The following is a 25,880-nucleotide window of genomic DNA, read 5'->3' on the forward strand; positions in this document are numbered from 1 at the left end:
GGGCCACACATCTGCTTCGGGAGGATTGAGCTGTCCAGACTTGCGGTACGCCTCGCGGGCTGCCTCTAAACGATGCTGCCGAAGATGAATATTACCGAGTAAGCGCCAACTCGCTGCACTTCCCGCACCATTCTGATGTAATGCATTGAGCTGCTGCTCCGCCGACAATAGATCTCCCTGTTCGTACCATGCTTTAGCATTACCTAATTGATATTGCGCGTACTGAGGCGACTGTGGTGTGCTCGTGCATGCGCTCAAACATAATACGAGTAGCCCAATGCTTTTCTTCATTTTGACTCCTTGCCTCTAAATCGAGCTTAGCTCCAATCCATGATTCGAGTGGATACGGGCTCAATGCACACAGTTCGATCACTGTATGCGCCCGCTTCTGAATGTAAATTCTATTCGGCGTTAAAAAACGCTTCACATTGATTATGACTCCTTCCTTATCGAGCGCGACCACATCAATTGGGAAACGCATACCCAAGGTATGTATAGCGCGACAGCGTGGAAACCAAATTGCACTCAGTGGCGTCATCTCGGTTAATGCTGTAACACCCCGTAAACGCGAAAAATAGCCTGTTAGGTACTGCGTGTCGGGCCAAATAATGGTACTCGTCACTAGTAACCCCCTTGGTGCAACTGAATAAAGATGGGTCCCAAAATCACTAAGAAGTTTACTGGGAAAAAGCAACTGAGTAATGGTAGCAACAATTTTACCGGCGCCTCTTGAGCCTTTTTCTCGGCTTGATTAAGTTGTTCATCGCGCAGTTGCTCAGAGAAAAACAGCAATGCATCGATTAAACTATTGCCTTGTTGGTAGCCTCGATTTAACAACTTGCACCATTCACTTAAAGCGTTAATACGGTATAAATCTGCTAAGCCAAACAATGCGCTGCCTAGGTCAGTGCCTCGTCGTATCTGTTGTCCAACATAATGTATTTCTCGAGCCAAATACCCCGTACTCGACGCGTTAGAGACCCGGTCAAGTGCAGGAATTAACGGTAAACCTGATGCCAACATCATCCCAAGCAGATCACAAAAGTCGGGAAGTTCCCGATAGATTCGGGCTTGTTTACTGCGAAATTGCCGTTGTCCACGTTGGATAATTAATGCGGTCACCAACATTAATAACATCAACAACCAGCCTAATTGGAGCGAAATACTCACAAGCGCCAGCAGCGCAATTACACTGCTGACATTAATAACCCGACAATGAAACTTGGCGGCTTGTTGCTCTAAGTCGAACCAGCGCCGCAGTAAAACCTGAGTCCGTAGAGGGATTTTCTGGTACACGCGTTCACAGACACGCTCCCAGCGTTCCGTTAGCCGAATAATTCGCGCTAACCAAATCAATAAGCCACTTAAAAGACAGCAAAGCACGAATAAACAAAAAACTATAATAACGAGTTGCATTAAAAATCGTCTGTATTGAGAATGCGCTTAACCATCATTGCGCCGATTAAAGTCAATATCACGGCTGCACCGAGTGCCACCTGACCGATCAGTGTTCCTGTCAAGTAAGCGGTATGCGTGGGTTTCATCCAGTTAAGCAGAAGAAACAATGCCAACGGCATACTAATTAACACCCACGCCTGCATACGCCCTTGCGCTGATAATGCCTGTTGACGGTCCCTCACCTTTTGCTGTTGACCCAAGTTCTCCGCCAACCTCCGCAATACTTGTGACTGTTGGCCACCATTGCGGTATCCCAGTATTAAAGCTTGAACCACGAGCGTAATGCTAAAAATAGGTACTCGCTGTTGCCAGTTGGCGAGCGCACTGGGCAAATCATCGCCTAACTTAACTTGACGAATGATTTCGTTCACCTCCTGTCCAAGCGGTGCCTCAAACTCGTCAAAAAGTGTAGTGATGGCGTTCACCATACTCATTCCTGACTTCAATTGATTAGATAGATTCATTAACAACATCGGTAACTGTCGTTGTAAAGCACGGTAGCGTTTATTTCGTAGCCAACGGTAGATCATTGGCGGTGATATTAAGCAAACAGCCAAAGTCACGCCGGCCGACTGCAACCCTAATGTCATCCCCATCACGAGCGGTAAGATACAGCTCGCAATCAAATATCCCCTAATTAGCCACTTAACCGGTAAGAAAACGAAAAACTCTTGTAGCGAGCGCTGCGTGTGGTGCGCCAACGTGCCCTCAATCGCTTGTATACGATTTCGATTCAGCTGACGCATCCAGGTCAACCAAATCGCAATCGTCAGGAGCACGCACAGGATAACCGCAATTAACATCGGTTTATCCCATCAATGTTTGCGCTAACTGCTCTTGAACTTCGGGGGCTTGCGAGGCTGCAAACCTTGCCGGCATGCCTTGGCTCACCAAACGGCCCTCGTCTCGATGCCGTGTAAACAAGGTTCCAATCTGCAAAGTTTCTCCATCAATCCCGGTGACTTCATCAATACTCGTGACAACGCGCTGGCCACTACTCAATCGGGAGGTTTGCACAATTAAATCAACCGCACTAGCGATTTGCTGACGAATCGCAAAAACCGGTAAATCCATTGACCCCATTAAGACCATTATCTCAAGCCGCCGCACAGCATCTCGCGCTGTATTTGCATGCACCGTACTTAATGAACCCGCATGACCTGTATTCATGGCTTGCAGCATATCGAGTGCCTCGGCGCCACGACACTCACCCACGACGATACGATCAGGACGCATCCGTAACGAGTTGATAACTAAATCACGAATATTTATCGCACCTTTGCCCTCTTGATTTTTCGGACGCGCCTCGAGTGAAACCAAGTTTTTGTGCTGTAATCTAAGCTCTGCAGCGTCTTCAATCGTCACAATTCGCTCATCACTCGGAATAAACGATGACAAGGTGTTTAATAAAGTCGTTTTACCGCTGCCAGTACCGCCGGAAATAATAATATTCTGTCGGCACTCAACAGCGAGCTTTAAAAATTCCGCGGCTGCGGGAGTTAACGAACCCAGTCTAATTAAATCGTCGATGATCAATGGTTTAGATGAAAACTTACGAATAGTAATACAACTGCCCTTTACCGCGAGTGGCTGCAGCACGGCATTGACTCGGGACCCATCGGGCAGTCGTGCATCCACCATCGGAGACGAATCATCAACATGCCGACCTAGCGGTAATACAATACGCTCAATCACACGCCGCAAACTGGACTCGTCACTAAACGTTAGGCCCGAGTCAGCAAGTCGTCCCGAGCGTTCGACGAACACTTGATCGTAACGGTTTACCATGATCTCAGATACCGTCTCATCGCGAAGCAACGTCTCAATAGGTCCCAACCCAAGCACTTCGTCAATCACATCAGCTACGGCATCTTCAGCGACCTGTGACTGAGGGTGGGTGAGATCAAGTAAATAGCGTTTGGCATGTTCGCGCAGTTCAGTCGAAGGCAAGTCCTGTAAGCCTGACTGTCGCTGTTGTAGATGAGTTTTAAGCGCTTGCCTTAGTTGTTGTTTATCCATGCTCACTCCTTGAGTCCAATGCAGCCTGCTTGTAAATACCATTGCTGAGCTTGTTCACGATAACGCTGTTTCAGTGCATGACGTTGGTGGTCATACGCGACAATTTCACTGGTAACAAAAATAAGTAACTCAGTATGTTGATTGCGTTGACCGCGCTGCTTGAACACTTCTCCAGCAATAGGTAACTGATTCAAGCCCGGAAGCCCGGCTTCGGATTCACTACTATCGGTACTGAGCAAACCCGATAGAACGACCGTTTCACCATGTTGCGCACTCAACACAGCCTCTGTGCGCCGCGTGAGAATACCGGGCACACCATTCACTTCGACCGCGGGGTCAATATTTGATACTTCGGCGCTCAATTTAGCCGTGATTTTATTATCCGCGCCCACCACAGGATCAATGGTTAACCGCACCCCGTATTCACGAAAACTAACATCCTGCATACCTTGCCCGACGACCTGAGGAATAGGAATTTCGCCGCCGGCAAGAAAGGAGGCGGGTTGTCCGCTTTGAGTTGTTAATACGGGCGTCGCTAATAGTTTTGCAGCGCCTTGTTGCTCGAGAAGCTGAATATTTGACATCAACAGAGGACTCCATTCAACGCCACCTTGACGCCCCCACTGCCAGTTCGGTCCTGCTATTTGGGTATCCCATTGAATACCCAGTTGCTGCACAAACTGCTGCTTAATTTCTAAAATAGTCACTTTGAGCCGCAACATCGGGTGGGCAACCTGAGTCGATGTAGTTCGATCAATGATATTTGGATAAGGCTCTATCAGCTTTGTAAGCGTCGCTCTTTTTGATGCAGGTAAGGCGCCTGATAACTCAATTTGCGTCCCATGCTGTTGAATGCTAAAGCTCTGATAGTCTTTCTGCCAAGTCTTCAAACGTGCTAGCACATTGGTTGGCACAGCATGCAATACGGTAATCACCACTCGCTTGTCATCGGGCCCAATTAACCACATATCCGTGGTACCAGGCATTAACCCCCGTACCAACAGCGTATCTTGAGAAACGAGCTTCGCTTGCGCTAGGGATTCATTGGCTATCATCACCTGAGTACTCGGGGTGATACTCACCCGCTCGCTCTGCCCCACCGTGATGACGAGCTTTTCAGCATTTGTGGCGATGCATGGCTGCGCGATGACAGCAAACAACATGATGAGTAAATATCTCAACATTGTGGATTCGCTCCTACCAATCTAAAATCGCTGATCGACGCACCTGAGTTTGCCAGGGGCGACTTTTCTCTCCCGCAGCTTTCACCCACCATTGCATTCCCTCTCCGATCATTTGCCCAAGTTGCAATCGTTGCCGAGCAGAAACCGCTAAAGTGACTGATAATCCGCTTCCATTGTCCACTCCGTTGATCGATAGCACCCGAATATTTTCGACAACCTGCAGCGTTTCCCGTAACTGATTTTTGCTCACTAAGTCGACGCGGTCATCGGGCTGCAATTGACCATTGTGAATCTGCATCACATCAACAGGCAACGTGATTGCCCAATGCCCAGCAGGTAAGGTATCCGCCATACGCTTTTGATAACTAAGCTCAAATTGCGTCTCTTCGACAGGTGTTCCGGCCGTTACCGAATGCTTAAGCGGTAAATCTAAAATGCTGCCGACATAGTCCTCAGTCATCCACGTAGGGTTAACGAGATGAGCAGGGTATTGCCGAAGTGACAACATTGAAGTGTCAACCAACGTACCTGCATCTAAATCTTGACTGAAAACGACAATGCCTTGCTCAGGGGGCGTTTCTGCCCTCAATCGCTTAGCGGTTTCGTAGTTTAGATAAGAGCGCAACAGCCACAAAGTGAAAGCCGTCAACGCGACGCTGAGCAGCAATAAAACAATCCATTGCTTTTTTGCCTTCACATTCCACTCCCCGGTACAAAGCTGATTAAGTTCAATACGGTCTTAAAATGAAGTGACAATAATTGGCCAAGCTCTCTAAGTTGCTCAACTATTGACTGACCCCAATCAGTGCCAAACAAAAATACACAACACATGAGGAGTAGTATGAGTGACTCAGTCAGCGCTTGTCCTAATGCGTTTTTAACCATATCAACACCGTCCACTGGCGATAGTTATAGATGCTAAGCAAGCTACTTAATGCAGGAATACGGATAAGTTCTTGGGTGTCATCGACCGATATTCGTTGGCGTTTTAGCTGACTCAATCGAAATTCCAGTTGCCGTTGTATGGCAACACGGCCGACGGGTTCAATGAATAACCAATATTGATAGCCCTGTTGACGCCCGTAGCCAAATGGCTTCAGTCCGATATTGATAGGCGGAGGCGTGGTAACCTTTGCGGTCGCATCAAGCGATGAAAGCCACCAAGCCTGATCAGCGCCCTGATGCAAAAACCAGATCTTTTGCTCAATTTCACATACCCAAAGTTTTAGCTCGACCGTAAGCGGACAGTTTGGAAACTTGTGTTCCAGTACCTGCCAATCGGGGTGCGCTGGGGTCTGCAAGCGCATCATCTTGTGCGCGGGATCAGGTTCTGTCCACGACCACATCAGCAAAGCCACTGGAATATCCGCGAACATGTTTCTTCCTCCTCTGGAACAATCTCGTCATCGATATACCCCCAAATTAACGACTCACTTGAGAATTCCCGTGCAAACGGCAAAATAGCGATAACGTCCTGCACGGTATTAAGCCATCCCATATCGAGCACCCGGTTAAGCACCCAGCCTGCTGGGCGGTCACGCAACTCGGCATCGTCTTTGGCGGCCCAGTCATTGCGCAATTGAGCCATCGTCCACAGTGGTGTTTGCTGTTTTGTTTGCACGAGATTATCGACGTCTAAATCATTCTTTACTAACTTATCGAGCGGTCCCAGCAAGCGATGACTTACTTTAGCCGACGCGTAGTCACTTGAACGCTGAAGCTTCTCAGAATCCATCGGGTCGGCAAAAATGCGTTGCCGTTGCTCGACTAGGGTTGTCTCACTCGTATTGACGGCTGGCAGTAATACATCAGCGAGAGAAATCATCAGAACGACCCATAGCCCTGCAACAATCAAAGACTCGACTAACACATGTCCCTTACAAGCCGAAGGTTTAGGTCGATTTTTCATAAGCTTGAATACCGAGCACCGTTTTTTCCACAAGCGATAACGGCGTGATACGGGCTTGCCATAGTGCGTTAAATAAATTATCTCGCTCTCGCTCGCCATCTGAGCGCGGAAATAAGCTGTTGGGACGCGAGAAAAAAACTTCCGCTTTGGCTACGGCTTGTTGTTCCGACTCAGGGTCAGTAATTTTCACCACAATTCTATCAGCCCCCAGTCGTGCGGTATGTTGCAAGCGCACGAAGCGAAATGCAGGTTGCTTAACTTTTAGACGCGGCATTGACTTCCAACCGAGCCATGTGGCCCATGGGTTTATCCATTCCGACTCACCATAAATCGACGCCCAACGCTTAACGCGAACATACTGTGCAGACGCCCCCCAAGCCAGCGGCAGGCGCTCTTTCATGCTGCCGAATGCCCAGTACTTACGCCAATGCGCTGAGACTGTATCGATCGCATGCCAATTCCATTCACCATTCCAACGCGTTGCCAAGTCACTTCCTCCGGCTCGACGAATTTTTAATGCATAAGTATCGAGCCAATTGTAGGTACGTTTTTTTGAGAACGGATCGCGACTCTTTAACACAAGCGTTTTAAAGAACGCTGATTGCTCTTTATCTCGGGTCGATTCTACTTGTGTAAGACGCCACCAAAGGGTGGGAAACGGGACAATACCGCCGCCATGAAAGGCGTCCCATTCAAGTGTCTCATCATGTGCCGCCACCACATCGTTCAAGGAGAAGGGAATTTCTGCAATCAGAGTATGTTGTAACACGGTTTGAAGTGCAGAAATGGCTTGAATGATGGCGACATGAAGCATCACTACAGCCGATAAGCCACGCTCAGTGCCCAACTTAATACCTTTCAGGGCGCGCTTCAGCGTTACCATAGGTCCCGTCAACACAGGCACGAACGACAACACAGTGGAGCTGTTGTTCAGTAATGAGAGCATCATATTAAACCAGCTATGTAAGCCAACCCACTGCGCGAGAGCGACTTGATTACCTATCAAGGCGCGGTTTAACAACGCTGCAAAATTGAGCTGACGCGCCATTAGCACGCCAGCACTCATTGCCGCATTATCAGCTACACTTTGTAAGTAGAATTGCCGCCGCGCATGTTGCCCTAACTGTGTAACAGAGAGTAGCGCAAGACACAGTAATACTGAAAAAGCCAAATAAAGTGGTAGCGCCATACCGCGGCTGACAGCCCTCCGCCTCATTGCTCTTCCGTTTTGTTGGCTTCGTCGTAGTTACCCAAGTTGATATTTTTCTTGGCTACCGTTGAGGCGGTTCGGGCTGACTGACGAGCTTGGTTGATCTCCCCTGAAGCGCTTTGTCCGGTCATCTCTTTCGCGAGCCCTGCGACTTGATTTCGCAGGCTCTGACCGAACATCGAATACACGCCAATAGCCGCCACCGCGATCAACGCGACTATGATGATGTATTCGGTCATCCCCTGACCGCGTTGGTTAAATTTCGATGGTGCTACGTAATGAAACTGACACATACCTGTTCCTCAGATTGAAAAAGGAACAGGCAGTATAGAAAGGAAAAACCAGACTCGCCCAGCCTAGCAGGCCTGATCTAAGATTAACTTACTCGATATTAAGATATTTATGCATCTGTACCGATAAACGCCAGTTGCGCTCAATACAGGTTTTCATTGCTAGTTCGGTAGCACGAGGGCGTTGACTAATAGGCTGCAAACAAATTACCACATCCGATTTCAGCGTTTGTCCTTGCAACAGTCTATCCAACGCATCTATATGTTTTTGCATCGCTACCGGATGCTTAATTTCATCGGCGCGACTCAAGCAATCACTACGCACTAAATAGCCCCCAGGCATATCGAGCTTGGGCGATACTGTCACCCAAGTACTCGCTGTAATGAGCAACTCATAAGTACCGCTAGTCTCTATCTGTAACCGCATACCGTGCGCTTCGAGCGCCTCACCGAGCGCTCGCAAATCATACATTGCAGGTTCACCGCCGGTAATCACGATATGCTTAGCACGATAGCCGCGTTGCTTTATCAGTTCGACGATATCAGTACTGGACATCTCCGCCCACTCGGACGTTGCCGTAGATTTTGCCATCATCGTGGCAACTGACACTTGGTCTTCTTGCTTCACGTCCCACGTGTGTTGCGTATCACACCAAGGGCAACCGACAGGACACCCCTGTAAGCGGATAAAAATGGATGGAACGCCAGTAAAGGTGCCCTCACCCTGCAATGTTTCAAAAATTTCGTTAATGCGGTAAGTCATGATTTTCGCTAAAATGATTGGAAGCTTAATTATACGGGGAGTCAGCGAATGTCGCAAAAGGTGGTTGTCATTTATTCAGGTGGAATGGATTCATTTACGGTACTGAATAAAGCCTTAGAGCAAGGTCATGAAGTATCGGCATTGTCCTTTAATTATGGTCAACGCCATGTGCGAGAGCTGGATGTCGCCGCTAAAGTCTGTGATGAATTGAGCATTCCGCATAAAGTCGTAGACATTACTGCAATTAACACCTTGCTAGCGGGAAGTTCTCTGACTGATGATATCGAGATTCCCGAAGGTCATTACGAAGAGTCTTCAATGAAATCGACTGTAGTGCCCAACCGCAATATGATTTTGTTGTCTCTAGCCATCGGTTATGCCGTATCCGAGGGCGCCAGTGCGGTTTATTACGGAGCCCACTCTGGAGACCACGCGATTTATCCTGATTGTCGCCCCGAGTTTGTTCGTCAGATGAACGTTGTCAGTCAGTTGGCAAATTACGAGCCTATCGAAGTCGTTGCCCCTTACCTCGATGTTGATAAAAACGCCATTCTCGCTGACGGCTTGCGCATGGCACTTGATTACTCAAATACTTGGACTTGCTACAATGGACGCGATAAAGCCTGTGGCAAATGCGGTGCGTGTGTCGAACGGCTAGAGGCCTTTGCCGCCAACGGCGTTAAAGACCCACTGCCTTACGAAGCTTAACTAACCGTCGATTCGTTCGAGCCAACGCTGGGCCGATTGCCAACGGTCTGAGCGTTGAAGCTCGTCCATACGCTCGTAATTAGCAGCGCCCAACATCGCTTGTAAACGCTGACGACTACGAGCTGAAGTATTAGGTAACGGCTGTTGCAGTAGTTCAAAGGCCGCATCACGATCATTACAGACCAACACCATATCGCAACCCGCCTCGAGTGCTGCCAACGCACGTTGACGCATATCGCCAACCACCGTCGCGCCTTGCATCGACAAATCATCACTAAAGATGAGTCCGTTAAAGCCCAATTGCTCGCGCAAAATGGTTTGTAGCCAATAGTGAGAAAATCCCGCAGGCTGCGAATCGACCTGTTCATAAATCACATGCGCTGGCATCATGCCTGCGAGTCGATCGGCTAACATATCAAAAACAGGCAGATCGGTATTAAAAATGACTTCTTTTGCGCGGCTGTCAACCGGCACTGCAAAATGTGAATCTGCCGCTACCGAGCCGTGTCCAGGAAAATGCTTACCGGTTGCGCCCATACCTGCTTCATGCATCCCCTCGATAAATGATTGCGCAATATGAGCCACCTGCTGTACATCGCTTGCAAAAGCACGGTCACCAATCACTTCGCTGCATCCATTAATGTCTAATACCGGTGCAAAACTAATATCAATACCGACGGCTCTTACTTCGCGTGCCATAAGCCAACCCAAATCTTGTGCTGCAGCTAGCTGTTCATCGTGCGGCAGCTCAGCGATACGAGCCATTGCGGGGATGGCACTGAAACCATCGCGAAACCGCTGTACTCGCCCACCTTCGTGATCGACGGCAACTAACAACGGGGTTTCAGACACCTCACGCGCAGCGGCGACGAGATTTTCCACTTGCTCGATACTGACAAAGTTGCGGGTGAACAATATTAGACCGTTCACATCAGGGTGTGCCAATAGTTGCTTGTCTTCGGCGGTTAACTCAGTACCCGCGATATCGATCATTACCTGTGCCATGCCATCATCTCATTTGCTCTGATTAATAACGGCTAGTTTGCCAGAGGTAGCTGAATTGTACAGCTTGACCGATGTAAAAAATAAGCATGTAATAAGGTGATTAACACACTGTTAACAATGGTGGCTCAAATGAAGACAGTACGTACGCTCTTATCACTTTCACTGTGCTCTGTGCTTGCAGCCTGCGGCGGTTCATCCTCAAGCGGGAGCGATAATAGCGCGGGTAGCGGGAATGGTTTTGCCACGTGCTCTACCGCGGATCAAAACCAACGCTTCTTCGAATACATGCAGGACGATTATTTTTGGAACGATAGCCTTCCGCAAACCATCGACCCCGAGGCTTATGACGACGTATATCAACTACTTGAAGAATTACGTGCCCCCGAAGATCGTTACAGTTATATTTTGACACAGGATGAATATGACGCGATGTTTGTTTCGGCGGAGTACGCAGGCTTTGGTTTTTCCCAACAGCAGATTAGTGCCGATCGTGTCAAACTACGTTTCGTCTACCAAGATTCACCCGCATGGAACGCTGGCATGCGTCGTGCAGACGAAATTATTGCGATCGACGGTGTTGCTGTTTCACAATTACTCGCGAATGGTGCTTACAGCGGCGCGTTAGGCCCTGCGGAGTCAGGCATCACAAGAGAGATTACTTGGCGTAACCCGACGGGCGATGAGCAAACGGCAACAATCACCAAAGATGAAGTCGCAACAAATACGGTGATGGGCCAAACAATTTGGCAAATTGATGGCCAACGTGTCGGTTATTTTACCCTCGATGCGTTTATCAACCGAACAGGAGATGACCTCAATCAGGTATTCAATGAACTGGATGCCAACAACGTCGATCGCTTAGTCATTGACCTTCGGTACAACGGCGGAGGATTGATTCGTTATGCTAACCAACTTGCTACTCAGACCGCAGGTACACAAGTACAGGGCAAAACCTTCATTGAATATCGTTTCAATGATAATAACTCGGCACAAAATGAAACCGTGACCTTTAGTTTGGTTGATGGTGTTCGTCAGCTCGATCTTGATAATGTGATTGTACTTACTACAGGAGCGAGTTGCTCGTCCTCTGAGCTGGTGATTAACTCATTACGCCCGCACGTTGATGTAACCACGATAGGTGAAACCAGTTGTGGTAAACCTGTGGGTCAACAACCGCAAGAGTTATGCGATAAGGTCACCTTCGCTATTAATTTTGAAACCGTGAACTCGGAAGGGCAAGGCCAGTACTATGACGGTCTATCGCCTGACTGCCAGGTAAATGATGCAATTGTCGCCGACTGGGGTGAGTTTGCCGATCCGCTAACCGGTGCTGCACGCGATTTCATCGTTAACGGTCAGTGTCCAGTGAGTACCGCAGCGATGGAACACGTATCAACGCGTGCTTACAAAAACGCGCCTATCTTCACCCTGAAAGATAAGCGCGCCACATTACAGTAAATATCGCGTTTAGAGCCGTGCGTTAATCACGCACGGCTTGTTTGCGTAAATCACCCTTCGTGGTATAGAACTGATTGTTTTCAATAATGCCGGGGGCAAAGCTATCGACACCAATCGCTGTCATGCGAAGTTTTTCGGTATGAGCCAACTTATCGGCTTCTTCTGCACTGATAATATTAAGCTCTTTCGCTTTATCGGCTAGCGCCTGACCGTTTAAGTTACCCGATAGCTCACCGCGTTTTTCGGCCTTACGAAGCTTCTTATAGACGTCTTTCATATCCAACATCGCTAAGAATGCTTTCTCCATATGACCTGTCATATCGTTCTCATCATCTTTCCAGTAGCATAAGAACGTGTGACGATCGCGAGTGATACCCGGCTTCATCATGTCAGTACTAATGTCTTGTAATAACTCATCCGACGGCTGTGCAAAGTGATTACCCAATGGGAATACCATTGCGCGCATGAGTACCGCCACTGAACGTTTCGGGAAGTTGCGGAAGAATCCATCAAATGCATAACCAATCTTATGTAGGTGGCTCTGCACTGCATAATGCACATAAGGTAAGTCAGCCGCTTGTCGTCCTTCGTCCTCGAAACGCTTCAGCACCGCTGACGCCATATACAAGTGACTCAAAACATCACCTAAACGCGCAGAGATCATTTCTTTACGTTTTAAGTCACCACCCAGCATTAGCATCGACACGTCCGCTGCCATGGCTAAGCCGCGACTAAAGCGCGTTAAGTGCTGATAATAACGACCCGTTTCACCACTTACCGGCGTTTCATTAAAGCGCGAACTTGTTAAACCCATCCAAAGGCTGCTGAACACATTACTAACGGCAAAGCCAACATGTTTCATCAGCAGGCCATCGAATGCCATTAAACCTTGCTCTTCATCTGGGTTAGACGCGGCTTTCATTTCTTCTAGGACATACGGGTGACAGCGTGTTGCACCCTGACCAAAAATCATCAGGTTACGGGTTAGAATGTTCGCGCCCTCGACCGTAATCGAGACCGGCGTCGCCATATAATTATGACCCAGGTAGTTGTGTGGACCTAGCTGAATCCCTTTACCTGCGTGAATATCCATCGCATGTTCGATAACCTCACGACCCATCTCAGTCATGTGGTACTTGGTCATAGCCGTAACAACCGAAGGTGATTTGCCCTGACATAACGCAGATACGGTGAGTCGGCGCATCGATTCTAAGGTATAGTTTGTTCCACCAATTTTACCCATAGCGCTCTGCACGCCTTCGAATACACCAATCGGTAAACCGAACTGTTGCCGCACATAAGCGTACGCACCTGTCATACGTTGTGTGACGTGACCTGAAGCGGCCGCCAATGCGGGCAATGAAATACCACGACCAGCAGATAGACACTCAACCAACATGCGCCAGCCTTTACCCGCATAATCCGCGCCGCCAATGATCCACTCTAAAGGAATGAAAACATCTTCACCGTAGGTCGTACCATTTAAAAAAGCTTGATTCAGTGGGAAGTGTCGGTCACCCGTGACCACACCCTTATGTGACGTTGGAATCAACGCGCAGGTAATACCTAGTTCTTTCTTGTCGCCTAGCAAGCTTTCAGGATCGTACAACTTGAATGCCAAACCCAGAACCGTTGCAGAAGGCGCCAACGTAATATAACGTTTTGACCAATTAAGACGAATACCAACGACTTCCTTGCCCTCGTGTTCACCCTTACAAATAATGCCTTCATCGGGAATAGCACCTGCATCAGAGCCCGCTTCGGGACCCGTCAGTGCAAAACATGGAATGTCCGTGCCATCGGCTAAACGCGGAAGCCAATAGTTTTTCTGTTCATCCGTACCGTAATGCGTTAACAGCTCGCCTGGACCGAGAGAGTTAGGCACCATCACTGATACCGCCGCACTGATAGAACGTGAAGCGATACGCGAAACAATGTATGAGTTAGCCGCTGGGGAGAAATCTAAACCACCATATTCCTTACCAATAATCATGGCAAAGAAATGTTCCTTGCGTAAAAAATCCCATACAGGTTTAGGTAAGTCTCTATCTTGTTGAACGATTTTAAAGTCATCCAACATATCCAATAACTCAGCTAACTGATTATCGACAAACGCCTGCTCTTCACTGGTCAACTTCGGCTCGGGCGTTTCTAGTAGCTTCTGCCAATCTGGACGTCCACTAAACAACTCACCATCCCACCAAATATCGCCGGCTTCCATAGCCTCACGTTCAGTATCTGACAACGGCGGAAGAATGCGTTTAAATAGTTTGAACACAGGCTTAGTAATTAAGCTGCGACGAATATCACCCACTGCGAGTACAATGACCAACAGCACGATAATTAATATCAAGATTTCCATTCAACTCTCCAAACAATGGGGCTTACAATCAGTCTAGAACAACCTAGCAGCGCTGTCTGCCTTTAAGGACGTTCGAGTCCACCTGCTATAAATACGATCAAATGTTCAATGACGGTTTTAATATTCACTTCATGATTAAACTCAGCTCGGGCGATTTCAATCAGTGCCTGCCCGGATACCTGCGCAAATACGGTCGCACCAAGTACAAAGTGCAAGCGCCAAAACATTTCTTCATCAGAAAGCTCTGGGTTGGCTCGGTGTAACAGCGCCAAAAGGTGCTGTAAAACATTCCCAAAGGCCGACTGGGTATAGCGCCGTAAATGTCCCTGAGTTTCTGAGTAAGCAAAACCGAGTAGCCGAAGAAAGCGCTCGGTACCGCGTTTATGAATACCGTTCAACGAAAACAATGGTAGCTTGAAGGCTTCAAACACCTGCAACGTTGTTAGCGCTGACTCATCATCAAGACCACGCAACTCTTCATCAAGCGCAGGCATGAACACATCCATATAGCGTGCCACCACAGCCTGAATGAGTGCTTTCTTGGAACCAAAGTGATAATTAACGGAGGCTAAATTAACATCCGCTTCTTGGGTAATTTGGCGCAACGACGTTTGTTCAAACCCCTCTCTCGCAAACAGTCGCTCGGCGGTATCAAGGATCCGCTTTTGTGTTGATGGTTTGTTAGACGACGCCCGCACTGATGAAGGGGCGTCGCTAGCATGACTTTTTAGATTAGACATGATTAAAAACACACATTTTAAACATGCGTTTAATTTAATCGATGTCGTTTCAGCGATCAAGTGTTCGCTGAAATATTATGGCAAGTTACCACATTGGCGAGTAATTTACAGGCACCCAGTCGTAGGCATCGCCATCGCTTTTCACTTGGCCCATACCAGGAAAGGGTAAGTGTGCGCCCGCTACGTAATAACCCTCTTTCGCGGCGTCAGCATAGGCTGTGATACGCCGTTCACGCGCTTCATCTTGATTACTATCAAAGGCGATCGTGACACTCGGCTGATCAAACTGAACTTCTGCAACATGCATAATGTCGCCCCAAAAGACTAATGTTTGGTCACCTGCATCTAGTCGATACATGGTATGTCCGGGCGTATGCCCGTAGGCTTCAACACTTTTGATATTCGCAGCTAGTGTTTCACCTGCCACAAAAGGTTTAAACTGACCCGCTTCAACATACGGGTTCAGTGCTGTCATAGCACCTTTGAAGCCACCTCGTTGTGCCTCTGGAACTTGCTCCATTTGCTGTTGCGAGAGCCAATAGTCCGCATCATGCTTGTCCGCCCTGATAGTAGCATTGGTAAATACCCGTTTACCCTCGTTTACCAGACCTCCGATGTGATCAGAGTGCATATGGGTAATATAAACTTCATCGATGTCGTCAGCAGAATAGCCTGCTGCTTCAATGTTACGAACCAAGTTACCTAATGATGCACCAAACATAGAGCCTGCGCCCGTATCAATTAACACAAGCGAGTCGCCATCGTTGACTAGGTAGGCGTTAACCGATGTTTCGAGCGGCGACTGACGATAAAACTCGGCGAGTTTGTCGCGCACTTTGTCCGCATCCATTTGTAATAACTGGTGTACAGGCAGTTGCGTTGTGCCGTCAGATAGAGCGGTCACCTCAGTATCACCTAACATCATACGGTAGTAACCCGGTGCCGAGGTCTTTTGCTGTGGAGCTCCCGCGATGACACTGGCACTCAAAGTTGCTGCTACGGTTAGCGTCAAAAGTGAACGTTTAAACATGGGTCATTGTCCTCTGTAGAATGAACTCAACCTAACCATACGTCTAAAAACAACATTATGACCAATCCTACCATTAATCCACCACTGGCTTTCGAATGCTCACCTTCGCGGTGGGTTTCAGGAATGATTTCATGGCTAATAACGTAAATCATTGCACCCGCTGAAAGTAGTAGCCCCCAAGGTAGTAACCATTCTGTTAAGCCAACAAAAATCCCACCCAATAAACCACCTAGCGGCTCAACTAACCCGGTCAAAGCACCAATCAAAAATGCTTTAAAGCGAGAATAGTTCAGTGCCAACAACGCCAAAGAAACAGCTAACCCCTCGGGCACGTTCTGTAAACCGATACCGGATGCAATCGCCACCGTTGCGTCCCAGTCCTCGCCCGCAGCGGTAATACCAACGGCTAAACCTTCTGGGATATTGTGAATGGTGATCGCGATAATAAATAGCCACAAACGGCTTAGACGAGAATTAATCGGGCCCTCAGCGCCTTTTATAAAATGCTCATGAGGTACCGTCTTATCAATAAGAGCAATGAGTATAGCACCAGCGAGGATGCCTGTTACTGCCATCAGCGGAGGCACTATTCCATTACCATAGAGGTCGCCCGCAATTTCTAGCGCGGGCACTATCAATGAAAAGAATGCCGCTGCCAACATCACCCCTGCCGCGAAACCAAGCAAAATATTGGTATGACGCTGACTCGGCTGCCAGCCAATGAGCACAACACTGGAACCCAGCGCAGTCATTAAGCCGCTGGCACCACTCACAAGAAAGGCAAGCAACCACGGATCCATAGTTTATCCCTACGTTTTAATACAAAGCTATCAATGTCGCCAATAATGGCGATGGAACAGTATCAGTACGGTCATTATTTCTAATCGGCCTGCCAACATAGCAAACACCAATAACAGTTTGGCGCCGCTGTCCAAACTTGCAAAGCTTCCCGACGGGCCAATGACCTCACCCAACCCCGGACCTACATTACTTACGGCAGAAGCCGCACCCGAGATCGCGGTTAAGAAATCTAAATCAAACAACGATAGACCCAGGGCTATGAATGCAACAAGGATAAAGTACATAAAACAAAAGGCGACCATCGAACCGAGCAACGCATCATTCACACGACGGTCTTGATAACTTTGAACTCTCACAAGGTTAGGATGTATCAGCTGGTTAAATTGCTTTTTGAGAAGTAATTGCGACAGCTGGAAACGAAATATTTTCATACCGCCGGCAGTGGAGCCCGTACAGCCGCCGACAAACATCAGATAGAAGAACACCATGAGTGCCCAGTTACCCCACTGTCCGTAATCTTCGCTGGCGTAGCCTGTGGTAGTCACCACAGAAACAACGTTAAACGCCGTGTGGATCAGCGCGTCAAACACGTCGCGTCCGCGCGTGCCATGGACCAATGTGATAAAGGTAATCGCAAGCAGCAGAAATATAAGGAATGCACGCACTTGAGAGTCTTGATATAGCGGCCCTACATCGCCCTTTAGTGCACGGATATATAAAACGAATGGTAAGGCACCGGCGACCATAAATACCGTGCACGTAATCATCAAAAACGGTGTATCGGCAAAATGTCCGAACGAAGCGTCATAATTAGAAAAGCCGGCCGTCGCAATGGTGGTCATACCGTGCACAATCGCATCAAAGGTTTGCATCCCGCCCAACCAATACAGCACCATGACCAGAATAGTGAGAAGAATGTAGACTCGCCCAATTGCAAATACCATATTGCTCGAGCGTGGCATGAACTTACCCGATATGTCCGAGGACTCCGCTTGGAATAGGCGCATCCCCCCGACTTGTAGAAAGGGCAAAATTGCCATTGCCATGACGATAATCCCGATCCCGCCTAACCACTGCAGCATGCCACGCCACAACAGCACAGCTCGGGGCAAATCGTCGAGCCCGGTAATCACCGTGGCCCCAGTGGTAGTAATCGCTGACATTGATTCGAACCATGCGTCAGCAAAGCTCAAATAAGGTTGGGCAAATATAAACGGTAACGCAGAAAAAAGGCTTGCCGAAAACCAACATAACGTCGTCAACAAAAACACCTGCCGTGCCCGCAGCTTCGACTCGCCTGACTTCTGCAAGAACAACGCTGTCCCTGCAACAAAGCCTATCACTGCAAGCGTTAGGTAGGTCCACTGCTCTTTTTCGCTATTGGCGACCGCAACCGCAAAGGGAATGAGCATCGCCAATGATAGTAGCGCCAACAAGCCGCCCACTGCGCGCGACAGAATTTTTGCCGCATCAACGCCGGTTAATTTAGTTGGCGCCTGCATATGTGACGGCTTTAACATGGCTAGGTGTTAGTTAGCCGTATCGAGTGGAGCAAATGATTTAATCAAATCATCAACGGCTTTCATTTGCTTTAAGTAGGGCTCGAGCTTAGCCAATGGCAATGCACAGGGCCCATCACACTTAGCTTCATCCGGATTCGGATGCGCTTCAATAAAGAGTCCGGCTAAACCGAGCGCCATACCAGAGCGTGCTAATTCAGCTGCCTGTGCGCGACGGCCATCGGCTGAGTCAGCTCGACCACCCGGACGCTGCAATGCATGGGTCGCATCAAAAACCACTGGGGCGAGCGACTTCATGTCGTCCATACCCAACATATCTACGATCAGGTTGTTGTAACCAAAACAGCTGCCTCGTTCACACAATAAGATGCGTTCGTTTCCTGCTTCGTTAAACTTCTTGATGATATGTTTCATTTCATGCGGTGCAAGAAACTGCGGTTTTTTGACATTCACCACCGCACCGGTTTTTGCCATTGCAACGACAAGGTCAGTCTGACGCGCTAGAAACGCAGGCAACTGAATGATATCAGCCACCTCGGCCACAGGCTTTGCCTGATGAGGCTCGTGCACATCCGTGATGATAGGCACATCAAACGTCTGCTTAACCGCTTCAAATATTTTTAAGCCTTCTTCTAGGCCTGGGCCTCGGAACGAGTGAATAGAGGACCGGTTCGCTTTATCAAAAGAGGCTTTAAATACATAGGGGATACCCAACGCCTCAGTCACTGTCACAAAATGCTCTGCAGTGCGTAGCGCAAGGTCCCTTGATTCCAACACGTTCAGCCCGCCGAACAATACAAACGGACGCTGGTTATCAAAGGTAATGTTACCCATCTTAATGGATTGCATGGATTAGCTCCTTAACTACCTACAACACGCAGGATTTGACCTGCAAGATAAGCCATATAAGTACCTAAAGCGTAACCCATCACAGCGAGTAATACACCCACAGGCGCAAGCGATGGATGGAACGCAGAAGCGACAACCGGTGCTGAGGCTGCACCACCGACGTTAGCTTGACTACCAACAGCCATGTAAAACACAGGGGCTTTAATGAGTTTCGCCACCAGTAGCATTAAACCAGCATGGATTATCATCCAAATTGCCCCAATTAAGAAGTATTTTGGTGCGTCAACGATCGCGGTAACGTCCATATGAAGACCAATACTGGCAACGAGAATATAAACAAATACCGAACCGATTTTAGAGGCTCCTGCCGCTTCCAATGAGCGCGCACGAGTAAAAGATAACGCAATCCCGCCTGCTGTTGCCAAAACAATGACCCAGAAGAACAAACTATCTAGACTAAAGCGGCTTAAGTATGGTGCGTGCTCGCCAATAGCCGGCGCGATCCAATCTGCCAATAAATGCGCGAACCCAGCGACACCAAAACCAACGGCTAATATAAGCATTAAGTCGCGCAGGCTTGGATTACGAACGTGCTCGGCTTCGTATTTTTCAACTTTAGCGCGAATCGCATCAATGGCTGATGTATCGGCCCCTGTGCGCTGATCAATTTTTTTCGCATTGGCTGCCATATATAGCAATACGGCCATCCATAAATTAGCAACGATAATATCGACCGTCACCATGGCAGAAAAAATGCCACCGCCCACTTCATACACTTCTTTCATTGCCGCTTGGTTCGCACCGCCGCCAATCCAGCTACCGGCAATGGTTGTCATGCCGCGCCAAACGGCATCAGGTCCAGCTCCACCTATCAACTCTGGAAACACCAAAGAAACCAACAACAAAGCAATTGGACCACCGATGACAATACCAAAGGTACCGGTTAGAAATAGAATGAGTGCTTTCGAGCCTAAGCCCATGACCGCCTTAAGGTCTAGGCTTAAGGTCAGCAATACCATACACGCTGGCAGTAAATAATCCATGGTGATGTCAGTCACCGCAGTTGCATTACCATCGACGATATTAAATGTATTGAGTAACGACGGAATGAAGTAGCACAGCAGTAACGCAGGCACAAACTTATAGAACTTCTCAAACGCGGGATGTTTACTTGAATGTGTATAAAAAACTAACCCTAGAATGGCCAATAAAAGGCCAATAATCACACCATCATTGGTGATCAAAGCGGTCGTTTCTGCAACCTTGGGTGCAGCTGCCAGCATCTGGATACTCCTTATTTCTTAATCATTATTGTTAAACGGTTGTGCTAATGAACAATATGCGACGGTCCTGCATAGTTCTCAAGTTGCAGCTTCAGCAACTGCGCGCTTGGATCGTCTGGGCACTGCTCAACAAAAAACTGATAATCATCAGCCGCAATGTGTTGACACCCTAACTCTTCATATAAGTATCCCCTGTCGCGAATCTCATACGGGTCATTGGGACGTAACACTAACAGCATCTCAATACAACGTAACGCCTTTTCGAAGCGTGCCTCGGCCATAAAACATTGTTTTAATTCCGTTAGATAGGCTTCAATTAATCCGGACTGCGGCGTTGCTTCTGCCCACTCCCAACAAAACTGGGCGTCCCCATCCATCAGATGGTCAAAACGATGAACAATATCCTCGTAACGTACCGATTGACCCGTGTGCGGGTCAAAAAAATGCGCATGCCCTTGCGTCTCGTACTTAAGTAGCGGATAGCCTGGAAAATCAATCAGTTGAACGTGTAATCCATGACGATGAGCAGCTGCATGTAATAGCATTGCGAGCACTAAAGGAACACCTGTGCGCTGGACGCACACCTCGTGAACCAAAATACGGTGCGACTTCACCCAAGATTCAGGTGCATCGCTATATCCTAATTCACGATAAAAATAATGCCCCAGTTGCGCCATCTTATCCGCTGCGGAGGCGTGTTCATCAAAGCCATCAAAGTCATCAACCTGCTGCCAGAATTCAGCAATGTCAGCGACCTGACGATAGCCAAGCTGACGACTTATTTCCCAAATAATATCTAATGTTGGTAGCCATTCTTGTTCACTGAGTTCAAGAAAAGAATACGACATGGTCACCTAAAGTTAAACGAGTGTGTAGATAAGTTAGCAGTGCCTAAGCAAACAAAAGGGGCATTTTTGAGTAAGCGACATGGAACAAAAATAATAGCCAAGCCACCGCACCTAAAAAGCCGATCCAGCGCATACCTGCGTTAGTAGACTTAAAAGCAATTAACCCAAAAATAATATAACCCACCAGACCAATCACTTTGTTCGATAGCCACTCGCCGCTGATCGGTGCTCCACCTACAATGATGATCATTGCAATTGCGCTCAGTAAAAGAAACGTATCGTTAATGTGGGGAACAATCTTAACCCACTTTTTCTGTAACTGTTGAGGGGATTTCAACACCCAAAAAAAACGCAGCATAAACAAAGCTACGGAGATCACCACGAATAACACGTGCAGATGTTTAAAAGCGATATACAAAATCAATTCTCCTCACAGTTTTATCGAGCTAGGAACAGAGCAAGACATTAGCTCGCTATCGCGACACCAATGTGCTTAATCACCTTATCCAAAAAGTCGGGAGAGTAATAACGCCCGCGCTCATCTTGCAAACGCGTAATCATATCACTTTCCGCTAACCCCTGGGTACGCCAATCGGCAATTTGTTCTGATACTAGGATAACCTGAGTAGATTCAGCAATGGAATTACCCTTTTTCCCTTCGGGTAAACCTAAACCGTCCCAGCGTTCTAAGCGTTCCATCAAGGCGGTATAAGCGAACTGAGTCGCTTGTTGCTGACCGTTTTTAAGGCCTCGCAGCGAGGTTGCAATACGCTGCTGACAACTAGTCTCGTGAGCCGCTGCATTAGGTTCAATGCACGCCAATAAGGGCTTCGCTCGTGCATACAAGGTGATCGCACAACTCACATCGATTGCGGTCGATTCATCAAATAACGCCTTGCCAAGGCGATACGCGATGGCCTCCGAACCCGCGACGTCCTCGCTAGCAAAATGACTGGCTTGTAAGTGCACCAGTTGATCAGCAATTCCTGCCATCAAAACATCGGTATCCTCGATACAAACCACATTGTCTTGCGCTTTCTGTACGTTCTCTGCAAACAACTTCAATACATGATGATCATCATCGGTCAATGCGCGTGACATACCACCAATAAATAAAACCGAGCCCTGTGGGCGGCAGTGGCTACGACAATACATCAAGACAAAATCACCACCGTAATGGTGACTGTTGTTCTGTATCACGCTGTCAAGTTCCGCGAGTGCTGGAGCAGGTAATACCGAACGCAAGGTTTGCCCCATCGCCACTTGACTATCTTCACCGTTAGCAGCAACCACGCGATATGCACGACCATCATCCGTCGCCGTGGCATAAAGCGTTTGCCGAGCACCGCCAATCACCCAACTCAACTGCTGCACGATACCGTCAACAAACTGTTGCATTGGCTGCAGAGTGTATAGATTAGCCGAGGCTTCGATGATTTTTTCAAGCCCCTGGCGACTTTGGTCAACTGACATAATATCGCGATATGAACGCAACGAAGACATCACCGCAGTAAACAGCTTTTGCGCCGTCAACTCGGTTTTGGATTTATAATCGTTGATATCGTAGTTGACGATAACCGTACGCTCTGGCGCTTGTCCTGGCTGCCCGGTTCGAAGAATAATTCGGGTATAATGATTGTCGGCGTCTTCGCGAATGTAACGCGCCACTTTAAGTCCTGCGTCATCAGACTCCATCACCACATCAAGCAACAAAATTGCAGCGTCAGGATGTTGATCAACCAACTGTCGTGCTTCTTCACCCGAAAAAGCACTGTGAAACTCAAGACCTCGGCCCAGAAACTCAAAATCGCTTAATGCCAACTTTGTCACCGCATGAACCTCGGGTTCATCATCAACAATCAGCACTTTCCATTTGTCTTTTAGTAGTGCGGGTTGCGCCTGTTGCGGCTCATCAGCAAACATGAACTGATTGCTCATAATGCTCTCTCTCTTTATTTCACTTTCTGTCCGCCAGTGATTCGTTCGACATTACCATAATCTCGCCATATGTTAACGTTTTTATAACCGAATTCACGTAATAAAGTTATAACAGCCTGCGCCTGTTGCCAACCATGTTCGAGAAGAAGCCAACCACCAGGTTGAAGGTGCGCGTAGCCCGTTGCAGCAATATGATTTAAATCAGCCATCCCAGCGTACCCCGAAACTAACGCTGAGCGAGGCTCAAACCTTACATCCCCCTGGTATAAATGCTCATCATCATCAGCAATATAAGGAGGGTTACTGACGATTAAGTCAAATGCGGGCCAATCATCTAGCGCTTTAAACCAGTCACTTTGAAGTACATCAACCTCCAGTTCAAGCCGTTGTGCGTTACCCTTAGCCAGTTCAACGGCCTGTACCGACTGATCGACTGCAGTGATATGCCAGTCAGGGCGTTCACTTTTTAATGCCAAAGCAATAGCACCGGTGCCTGTGCCCAGATCTAATACACGAGCTTGCTGCGGTAATGAAAGTGATAGCGCCGTCTCGACTAAGCACTCGGTGTCGGGTCGCGGTATCAAGGTACTTTCGTTAACGGCTAGCGGGAGTGACCAGAACTCACGCTCACCAACGATGTACGCAACCGGCTCACCACTGCACCGGCGTTCAACCCAACGCTGAAGTTGTTGGAACTGCGACTCGCTTAAACAACGTTCCGGCCATGTCATAAAATAGCTGATTGGCTTGTCGAGCAGGTAGGATAAAAGGACGCGGCTATCAATCGCTGCGTCGGTTAGCTCCGCGTTGCTAGCGAGCTGTTGACGCGCCCAATCGAGCGCGTCTTTGATACTCAGACTCATTAATTATCTTGTGATAGTGCAGCAAGCTGATCGGCTTGGTGTTCGGTAATGATGGGATCAAGTAATAAATCCAATCCACCCTCAAGAACTTCGTCCAAGCGATACAGCGTGAGATTAATACGGTGGTCTGTCACACGGCTTTGTGGATAATTATAGGTACGAATACGCTCTGAGCGATCACCGCTGCCCACTAAGCTCCGTCGTGTACTTGCTTCTTCCTGAGCGCGCTTTTCATCTTCCATACGTTGCAACCGCGACTGTAAGACCGACATCGCTTTAGCTCGGTTTTTATGTTGCGAGCGCTCTTCTTGGCACTCGACAACCACACCCGAGGGTAAGTGAGTAATACGAATCGCTGAATCCGTTCGGTTAACGTGCTGTCCACCTGCACCCGAAGCGCGGTAAGTATCAACTCGCAAATCGGCTGGGTTGATTTCGATCGCTTCAGCCTCTGGAATTTCAGGTAACACAGCCACAGTACACGCTGAGGTGTGGATGCGGCCTTGCGACTCGGTTTCTGGCACGCGTTGCACACGATGTCCACCCGATTCGAATTTCATACGACCATATACGCCGTCGCCACTCAACTGAGCAATGACTTCTTTGTAACCACCGTGTTCACCCTCGTTTGCACTCACTGTGCTGACGCGCCAACCGTGTTGTTCCGCATAACGGCTATACATTCTAAATAAATCGCCGGCAAATATGGCGGCCTCGTCACCCCCCGCGCCTGCTCGGATTTCAAGGTAACACGCGCGGTCATCATTAGGGTCTTTAGGTAACAATAAAACCTGCAAGGAATTTTCAAGCGACTCGACGCGTTGTTTGGCGTCAGTGATCTCTTCATCCGCCATTTCTCGCATTTCCGGATCGTCATCATCAGCCATTTCGTTGGCTGCTGCTAAGTCGGATTGTGCTTGACGGTAAGCATTGAAAGCGCTGACCACCTCTTCTAACTGAGAGTATTCTTTTGACAATGAGCGGAACTTATCCTGATCCGAAATAATATCCGGTTCGCCGAGCAAAGCTTGCACTTCCTCGTATCGCTCGATTAACCCCTCAAGCTTTCGCTCTATTGATGGATTCATGCTTAGTTGGTTTCCTTATTCTGTTTATCGTCCTCTAGCCACAATTGTTGTAGTACCGATAATGTGGTTTGATCGCCCTGCTCGCCCGCTTGTTTTAGAAGCTGTGTAGGTCGATGCGCGAGCTGTTGACTGAGCTTGTGACTGAGAACTTGCATGACTTGCTCGGCCGGCTTACCCTGCTGCAACATAGCCAATGCTTTTTCGAGTTGGACTTGTGCAATTTTTTGCGTATGTTGCCGATAATCCCTAATTAAAGTGACACTATCAAGGGAGCGTAACCAGTCTAAAAACTGACTGGCCTCTCGAGCAATGATTTTGCGAGCTTGCTGCGCGGCTTGCTCACGGTTCTTAATGTTTTCACTAATTATATTTTGTAAATCGTCAACCGTATAGAGGTAAGCGTCATCCAGTTCGTTAACTTGCTCTTCAATATCGCGCGGAACCGCTAAATCAATCAGCAAAATCGGTTTATGTCGGCGCTGCTTTAGCGCCTTTTCAACGCGCCCTTTACCAATAATAGGTAAAGTGCTGGCGGTCGAACTAACAACGATATC

General features: G+C 48.2%; 28 protein-coding genes and 1 pseudogene. 2 read left to right on the forward strand and 27 right to left on the reverse strand.

The window, feature by feature from the left end; all coding sequences use genetic code 11:
- From B2X00_RS12585 to queE, 13 genes are all read right to left on the reverse strand, one after another.
- A partial coding sequence (locus tag B2X00_RS12585; protein ID WP_414653680.1) for a tetratricopeptide repeat protein occupies nucleotides 1-291 on the reverse strand: 291 nt, incomplete at its 3' end.
- The gene (locus B2X00_RS04180; RefSeq protein WP_290486241.1) at nucleotides 200-622 is read right to left on the reverse strand and encodes a DUF192 domain-containing protein; all 423 of its coding nucleotides are present in this window, start codon (nucleotides 620-622) and stop codon (nucleotides 200-202) included. The genes B2X00_RS12585 and B2X00_RS04180, both read right to left, overlap by 92 nt.
- Nucleotides 622-1,356: a type II secretion system F family protein gene (locus B2X00_RS04185; RefSeq protein ID WP_290486242.1), complete on the reverse strand. Its 735-nt coding sequence runs from the start codon at nucleotides 1,354-1,356 to the stop codon at nucleotides 622-624. Before B2X00_RS04185 ends, B2X00_RS04180 begins: the two co-directional genes overlap by 1 nt.
- Nucleotides 1,357-1,415: 59 nt before the next feature.
- Nucleotides 1,416-2,261: a type II secretion system F family protein gene (locus B2X00_RS04190; protein WP_290486243.1), complete on the reverse strand. Its 846-nt coding sequence runs from the start codon at nucleotides 2,259-2,261 to the stop codon at nucleotides 1,416-1,418.
- A gap of 4 nt (nucleotides 2,262-2,265) precedes the next feature.
- Entirely contained in the window at nucleotides 2,266-3,477 is a 1,212-nt protein-coding gene (locus B2X00_RS04195; RefSeq protein ID WP_290486244.1) for a CpaF family protein, read from the reverse strand.
- Nucleotides 3,478-3,479: 2 nt separating this feature from the next.
- On the reverse strand, nucleotides 3,480-4,661 hold the full coding sequence (locus B2X00_RS04200) for a type II and III secretion system protein family protein (protein ID WP_290486245.1): 1,182 nt from the start codon (nucleotides 4,659-4,661) through the stop codon (nucleotides 3,480-3,482).
- Nucleotides 4,662-4,674: 13 nt separating this feature from the next.
- Nucleotides 4,675-5,358 carry a Flp pilus assembly protein CpaB gene (gene cpaB / locus B2X00_RS04205; protein WP_290486246.1) on the reverse strand — a complete coding sequence of 228 codons (684 nt, stop codon included), beginning with the start codon at nucleotides 5,356-5,358 and terminating at the stop codon, nucleotides 4,675-4,677.
- Entirely contained in the window at nucleotides 5,355-5,546 is a 192-nt protein-coding gene (locus tag B2X00_RS04210; RefSeq protein WP_290486247.1) for a hypothetical protein, read from the reverse strand. The genes cpaB and B2X00_RS04210 overlap by 4 nt, the downstream gene beginning before the upstream one ends.
- Nucleotides 5,528-6,037 carry a hypothetical protein gene (locus B2X00_RS04215; protein WP_290486248.1) on the reverse strand — a complete coding sequence of 170 codons (510 nt, stop codon included), beginning with the start codon at nucleotides 6,035-6,037 and terminating at the stop codon, nucleotides 5,528-5,530. Before B2X00_RS04215 ends, B2X00_RS04210 begins: the two co-directional genes overlap by 19 nt.
- On the reverse strand, nucleotides 6,007-6,570 hold the full coding sequence (locus B2X00_RS04220) for a hypothetical protein (RefSeq protein ID WP_290486249.1): 564 nt from the start codon (nucleotides 6,568-6,570) through the stop codon (nucleotides 6,007-6,009). Before B2X00_RS04220 ends, B2X00_RS04215 begins: the two co-directional genes overlap by 31 nt.
- Nucleotides 6,554-7,786 carry a hypothetical protein gene (locus tag B2X00_RS04225; RefSeq protein ID WP_290486250.1) on the reverse strand — a complete coding sequence of 411 codons (1,233 nt, stop codon included), beginning with the start codon at nucleotides 7,784-7,786 and terminating at the stop codon, nucleotides 6,554-6,556. The genes B2X00_RS04220 and B2X00_RS04225 overlap by 17 nt, the downstream gene beginning before the upstream one ends.
- Entirely contained in the window at nucleotides 7,783-8,073 is a 291-nt protein-coding gene (locus tag B2X00_RS04230) for a Flp family type IVb pilin (protein ID WP_290486251.1), read from the reverse strand. The genes B2X00_RS04225 and B2X00_RS04230 overlap by 4 nt, the downstream gene beginning before the upstream one ends.
- An 88-nt stretch (nucleotides 8,074-8,161) precedes the next feature.
- Nucleotides 8,162-8,833 (reverse strand): 7-carboxy-7-deazaguanine synthase QueE, encoded by a 672-nt coding sequence (gene queE / locus B2X00_RS04235; protein ID WP_290486252.1) that lies wholly within the window; start codon nucleotides 8,831-8,833, stop codon nucleotides 8,162-8,164.
- Nucleotides 8,834-8,881: 48 nt separating this feature from the next.
- Here queE and queC point away from each other — a divergent pair, with 48 nt between their 5' ends.
- Complete coding sequence (gene queC / locus B2X00_RS04240) at nucleotides 8,882-9,541, forward strand: 7-cyano-7-deazaguanine synthase QueC (RefSeq protein WP_290486253.1); 660 nt, start codon at nucleotides 8,882-8,884, stop codon at nucleotides 9,539-9,541.
- Here the strand turns inward: queC and nagZ are convergent, their stop codons facing one another.
- Complete coding sequence (gene nagZ / locus B2X00_RS04245; RefSeq protein ID WP_290486254.1) at nucleotides 9,542-10,546, reverse strand: beta-N-acetylhexosaminidase; 1,005 nt, start codon at nucleotides 10,544-10,546, stop codon at nucleotides 9,542-9,544.
- Nucleotides 10,547-10,675: 129 nt separating this feature from the next.
- Between nagZ and B2X00_RS04250 the strand changes: the two genes are divergently transcribed.
- Entirely contained in the window at nucleotides 10,676-12,004 is a 1,329-nt protein-coding gene (locus B2X00_RS04250; RefSeq protein WP_290486255.1) for a S41 family peptidase, read from the forward strand.
- A gap of 22 nt (nucleotides 12,005-12,026) precedes the next feature.
- Here B2X00_RS04250 and B2X00_RS04255 read toward each other — a convergent pair whose 3' ends face one another.
- The 13 genes and pseudogenes from B2X00_RS04255 to hemA form a co-directional block, all read right to left on the reverse strand.
- Nucleotides 12,027-14,366, reverse strand: coding sequence for an acyl-CoA dehydrogenase (locus B2X00_RS04255; protein WP_272978260.1), 2,340 nt, complete (start codon nucleotides 14,364-14,366; stop codon nucleotides 12,027-12,029).
- 62 nt (nucleotides 14,367-14,428) lie between these two features.
- Entirely contained in the window at nucleotides 14,429-15,106 is a 678-nt protein-coding gene (locus B2X00_RS04260) for a TetR/AcrR family transcriptional regulator (RefSeq protein WP_290486256.1), read from the reverse strand.
- An 85-nt stretch (nucleotides 15,107-15,191) separates the two neighbouring features.
- Entirely contained in the window at nucleotides 15,192-16,136 is a 945-nt protein-coding gene (locus tag B2X00_RS04265; protein ID WP_290486257.1) for an MBL fold metallo-hydrolase, read from the reverse strand.
- 26 nt (nucleotides 16,137-16,162) lie between these two features.
- A complete protein-coding gene (locus tag B2X00_RS04270; protein ID WP_290486258.1) occupies nucleotides 16,163-16,936 on the reverse strand; it encodes a ZIP family metal transporter in 774 nt (257 codons plus the stop codon).
- A 30-nt stretch (nucleotides 16,937-16,966) separates the two neighbouring features.
- A complete protein-coding gene (locus B2X00_RS04275) occupies nucleotides 16,967-18,439 on the reverse strand; it encodes a TrkH family potassium uptake protein (RefSeq protein ID WP_290486259.1) in 1,473 nt (490 codons plus the stop codon).
- 27 nt (nucleotides 18,440-18,466) lie between these two features.
- Nucleotides 18,467-19,306, reverse strand: a complete 840-nt coding sequence (kdsA, locus tag B2X00_RS04280; RefSeq protein ID WP_290486260.1) for a 3-deoxy-8-phosphooctulonate synthase — start codon at nucleotides 19,304-19,306, stop codon at nucleotides 18,467-18,469.
- Between the two features lie 11 nt (nucleotides 19,307-19,317).
- A complete protein-coding gene (locus tag B2X00_RS04285; RefSeq protein ID WP_290486261.1) occupies nucleotides 19,318-20,589 on the reverse strand; it encodes a DUF819 domain-containing protein in 1,272 nt (423 codons plus the stop codon).
- Between the two features lie 44 nt (nucleotides 20,590-20,633).
- Nucleotides 20,634-21,437, reverse strand: a complete 804-nt coding sequence (locus B2X00_RS04290) for a SirB1 family protein (RefSeq protein ID WP_290486262.1) — start codon at nucleotides 21,435-21,437, stop codon at nucleotides 20,634-20,636.
- A 43-nt stretch (nucleotides 21,438-21,480) separates the two neighbouring features.
- Complete coding sequence (locus B2X00_RS04295; RefSeq protein ID WP_348660802.1) at nucleotides 21,481-21,861, reverse strand: SirB2 family protein; 381 nt, start codon at nucleotides 21,859-21,861, stop codon at nucleotides 21,481-21,483.
- A 41-nt stretch (nucleotides 21,862-21,902) separates the two neighbouring features.
- Complete coding sequence (locus B2X00_RS04300) at nucleotides 21,903-23,375, reverse strand: response regulator (protein ID WP_290486264.1); 1,473 nt, start codon at nucleotides 23,373-23,375, stop codon at nucleotides 21,903-21,905.
- 14 nt (nucleotides 23,376-23,389) lie between these two features.
- Nucleotides 23,390-24,238, reverse strand: a complete 849-nt coding sequence (gene prmC / locus B2X00_RS04305; RefSeq protein WP_290486265.1) for a peptide chain release factor N(5)-glutamine methyltransferase — start codon at nucleotides 24,236-24,238, stop codon at nucleotides 23,390-23,392.
- On the reverse strand, nucleotides 24,238-25,326 hold the full coding sequence (prfA, locus tag B2X00_RS04310; protein WP_290486266.1) for a peptide chain release factor 1: 1,089 nt from the start codon (nucleotides 25,324-25,326) through the stop codon (nucleotides 24,238-24,240). Before prfA ends, prmC begins: the two co-directional genes overlap by 1 nt.
- A 2-nt stretch (nucleotides 25,327-25,328) precedes the next feature.
- Nucleotides 25,329-25,880 (reverse strand): annotated as a pseudogene (gene hemA, locus B2X00_RS04315) (glutamyl-tRNA reductase); the annotation flags it as partial.

The organism is Idiomarina sp. UBA3162 (assembly GCF_002364475.1).
GTDB lineage: Bacteria > Pseudomonadota > Gammaproteobacteria > Enterobacterales > Alteromonadaceae > Idiomarina.

Bases quoted from the DNA above. Each gene is read 5' to 3' on its own strand.
- B2X00_RS04190 (WP_290486243.1), bottom strand. From the start codon at position 2,261: ATGTTAATTGCGGTTATCCTGTGCGTGCTCCTGACGATTGCGATTTGG.
- B2X00_RS04195 (WP_290486244.1), bottom strand. From the start codon at position 3,477: ATGGATAAACAACAACTAAGGCAAGCGCTTAAAACTCATCTACAACAG.
- B2X00_RS04200 (WP_290486245.1), bottom strand. From the start codon at position 4,661: ATGTTGAGATATTTACTCATCATGTTGTTTGCTGTCATCGCGCAGCCA.
- B2X00_RS04210 (WP_290486247.1), bottom strand. From the start codon at position 5,546: ATGGTTAAAAACGCATTAGGACAAGCGCTGACTGAGTCACTCATACTA.
- B2X00_RS04215 (WP_290486248.1), bottom strand. From the start codon at position 6,037: ATGTTCGCGGATATTCCAGTGGCTTTGCTGATGTGGTCGTGGACAGAA.
- B2X00_RS04220 (WP_290486249.1), bottom strand. From the start codon at position 6,570: ATGAAAAATCGACCTAAACCTTCGGCTTGTAAGGGACATGTGTTAGTC.
- B2X00_RS04225 (WP_290486250.1), bottom strand. From the start codon at position 7,786: ATGAGGCGGAGGGCTGTCAGCCGCGGTATGGCGCTACCACTTTATTTG.
- B2X00_RS04230 (WP_290486251.1), bottom strand. From the start codon at position 8,073: ATGTGTCAGTTTCATTACGTAGCACCATCGAAATTTAACCAACGCGGT.
- queE (WP_290486252.1), bottom strand. From the start codon at position 8,833: ATGACTTACCGCATTAACGAAATTTTTGAAACATTGCAGGGTGAGGGC.
- queC (WP_290486253.1), top strand. From the start codon at position 8,882: ATGTCGCAAAAGGTGGTTGTCATTTATTCAGGTGGAATGGATTCATTT.
- nagZ (WP_290486254.1), bottom strand. From the start codon at position 10,546: ATGGCACAGGTAATGATCGATATCGCGGGTACTGAGTTAACCGCCGAA.
- B2X00_RS04250 (WP_290486255.1), top strand. From the start codon at position 10,676: ATGAAGACAGTACGTACGCTCTTATCACTTTCACTGTGCTCTGTGCTT.
- B2X00_RS04255 (WP_272978260.1), bottom strand. From the start codon at position 14,366: ATGGAAATCTTGATATTAATTATCGTGCTGTTGGTCATTGTACTCGCA.
- B2X00_RS04260 (WP_290486256.1), bottom strand. From the start codon at position 15,106: ATGTCTAATCTAAAAAGTCATGCTAGCGACGCCCCTTCATCAGTGCGG.
- B2X00_RS04265 (WP_290486257.1), bottom strand. From the start codon at position 16,136: ATGTTTAAACGTTCACTTTTGACGCTAACCGTAGCAGCAACTTTGAGT.
- B2X00_RS04270 (WP_290486258.1), bottom strand. From the start codon at position 16,936: ATGGATCCGTGGTTGCTTGCCTTTCTTGTGAGTGGTGCCAGCGGCTTA.
- B2X00_RS04275 (WP_290486259.1), bottom strand. From the start codon at position 18,439: ATGCAGGCGCCAACTAAATTAACCGGCGTTGATGCGGCAAAAATTCTG.
- kdsA (WP_290486260.1), bottom strand. From the start codon at position 19,306: ATGCAATCCATTAAGATGGGTAACATTACCTTTGATAACCAGCGTCCG.
- B2X00_RS04285 (WP_290486261.1), bottom strand. From the start codon at position 20,589: ATGCTGGCAGCTGCACCCAAGGTTGCAGAAACGACCGCTTTGATCACC.
- B2X00_RS04290 (WP_290486262.1), bottom strand. From the start codon at position 21,437: ATGTCGTATTCTTTTCTTGAACTCAGTGAACAAGAATGGCTACCAACA.
- B2X00_RS04300 (WP_290486264.1), bottom strand. From the start codon at position 23,375: ATGAGCAATCAGTTCATGTTTGCTGATGAGCCGCAACAGGCGCAACCC.
- prmC (WP_290486265.1), bottom strand. From the start codon at position 24,238: ATGAGTCTGAGTATCAAAGACGCGCTCGATTGGGCGCGTCAACAGCTC.
- prfA (WP_290486266.1), bottom strand. From the start codon at position 25,326: ATGAATCCATCAATAGAGCGAAAGCTTGAGGGGTTAATCGAGCGATAC.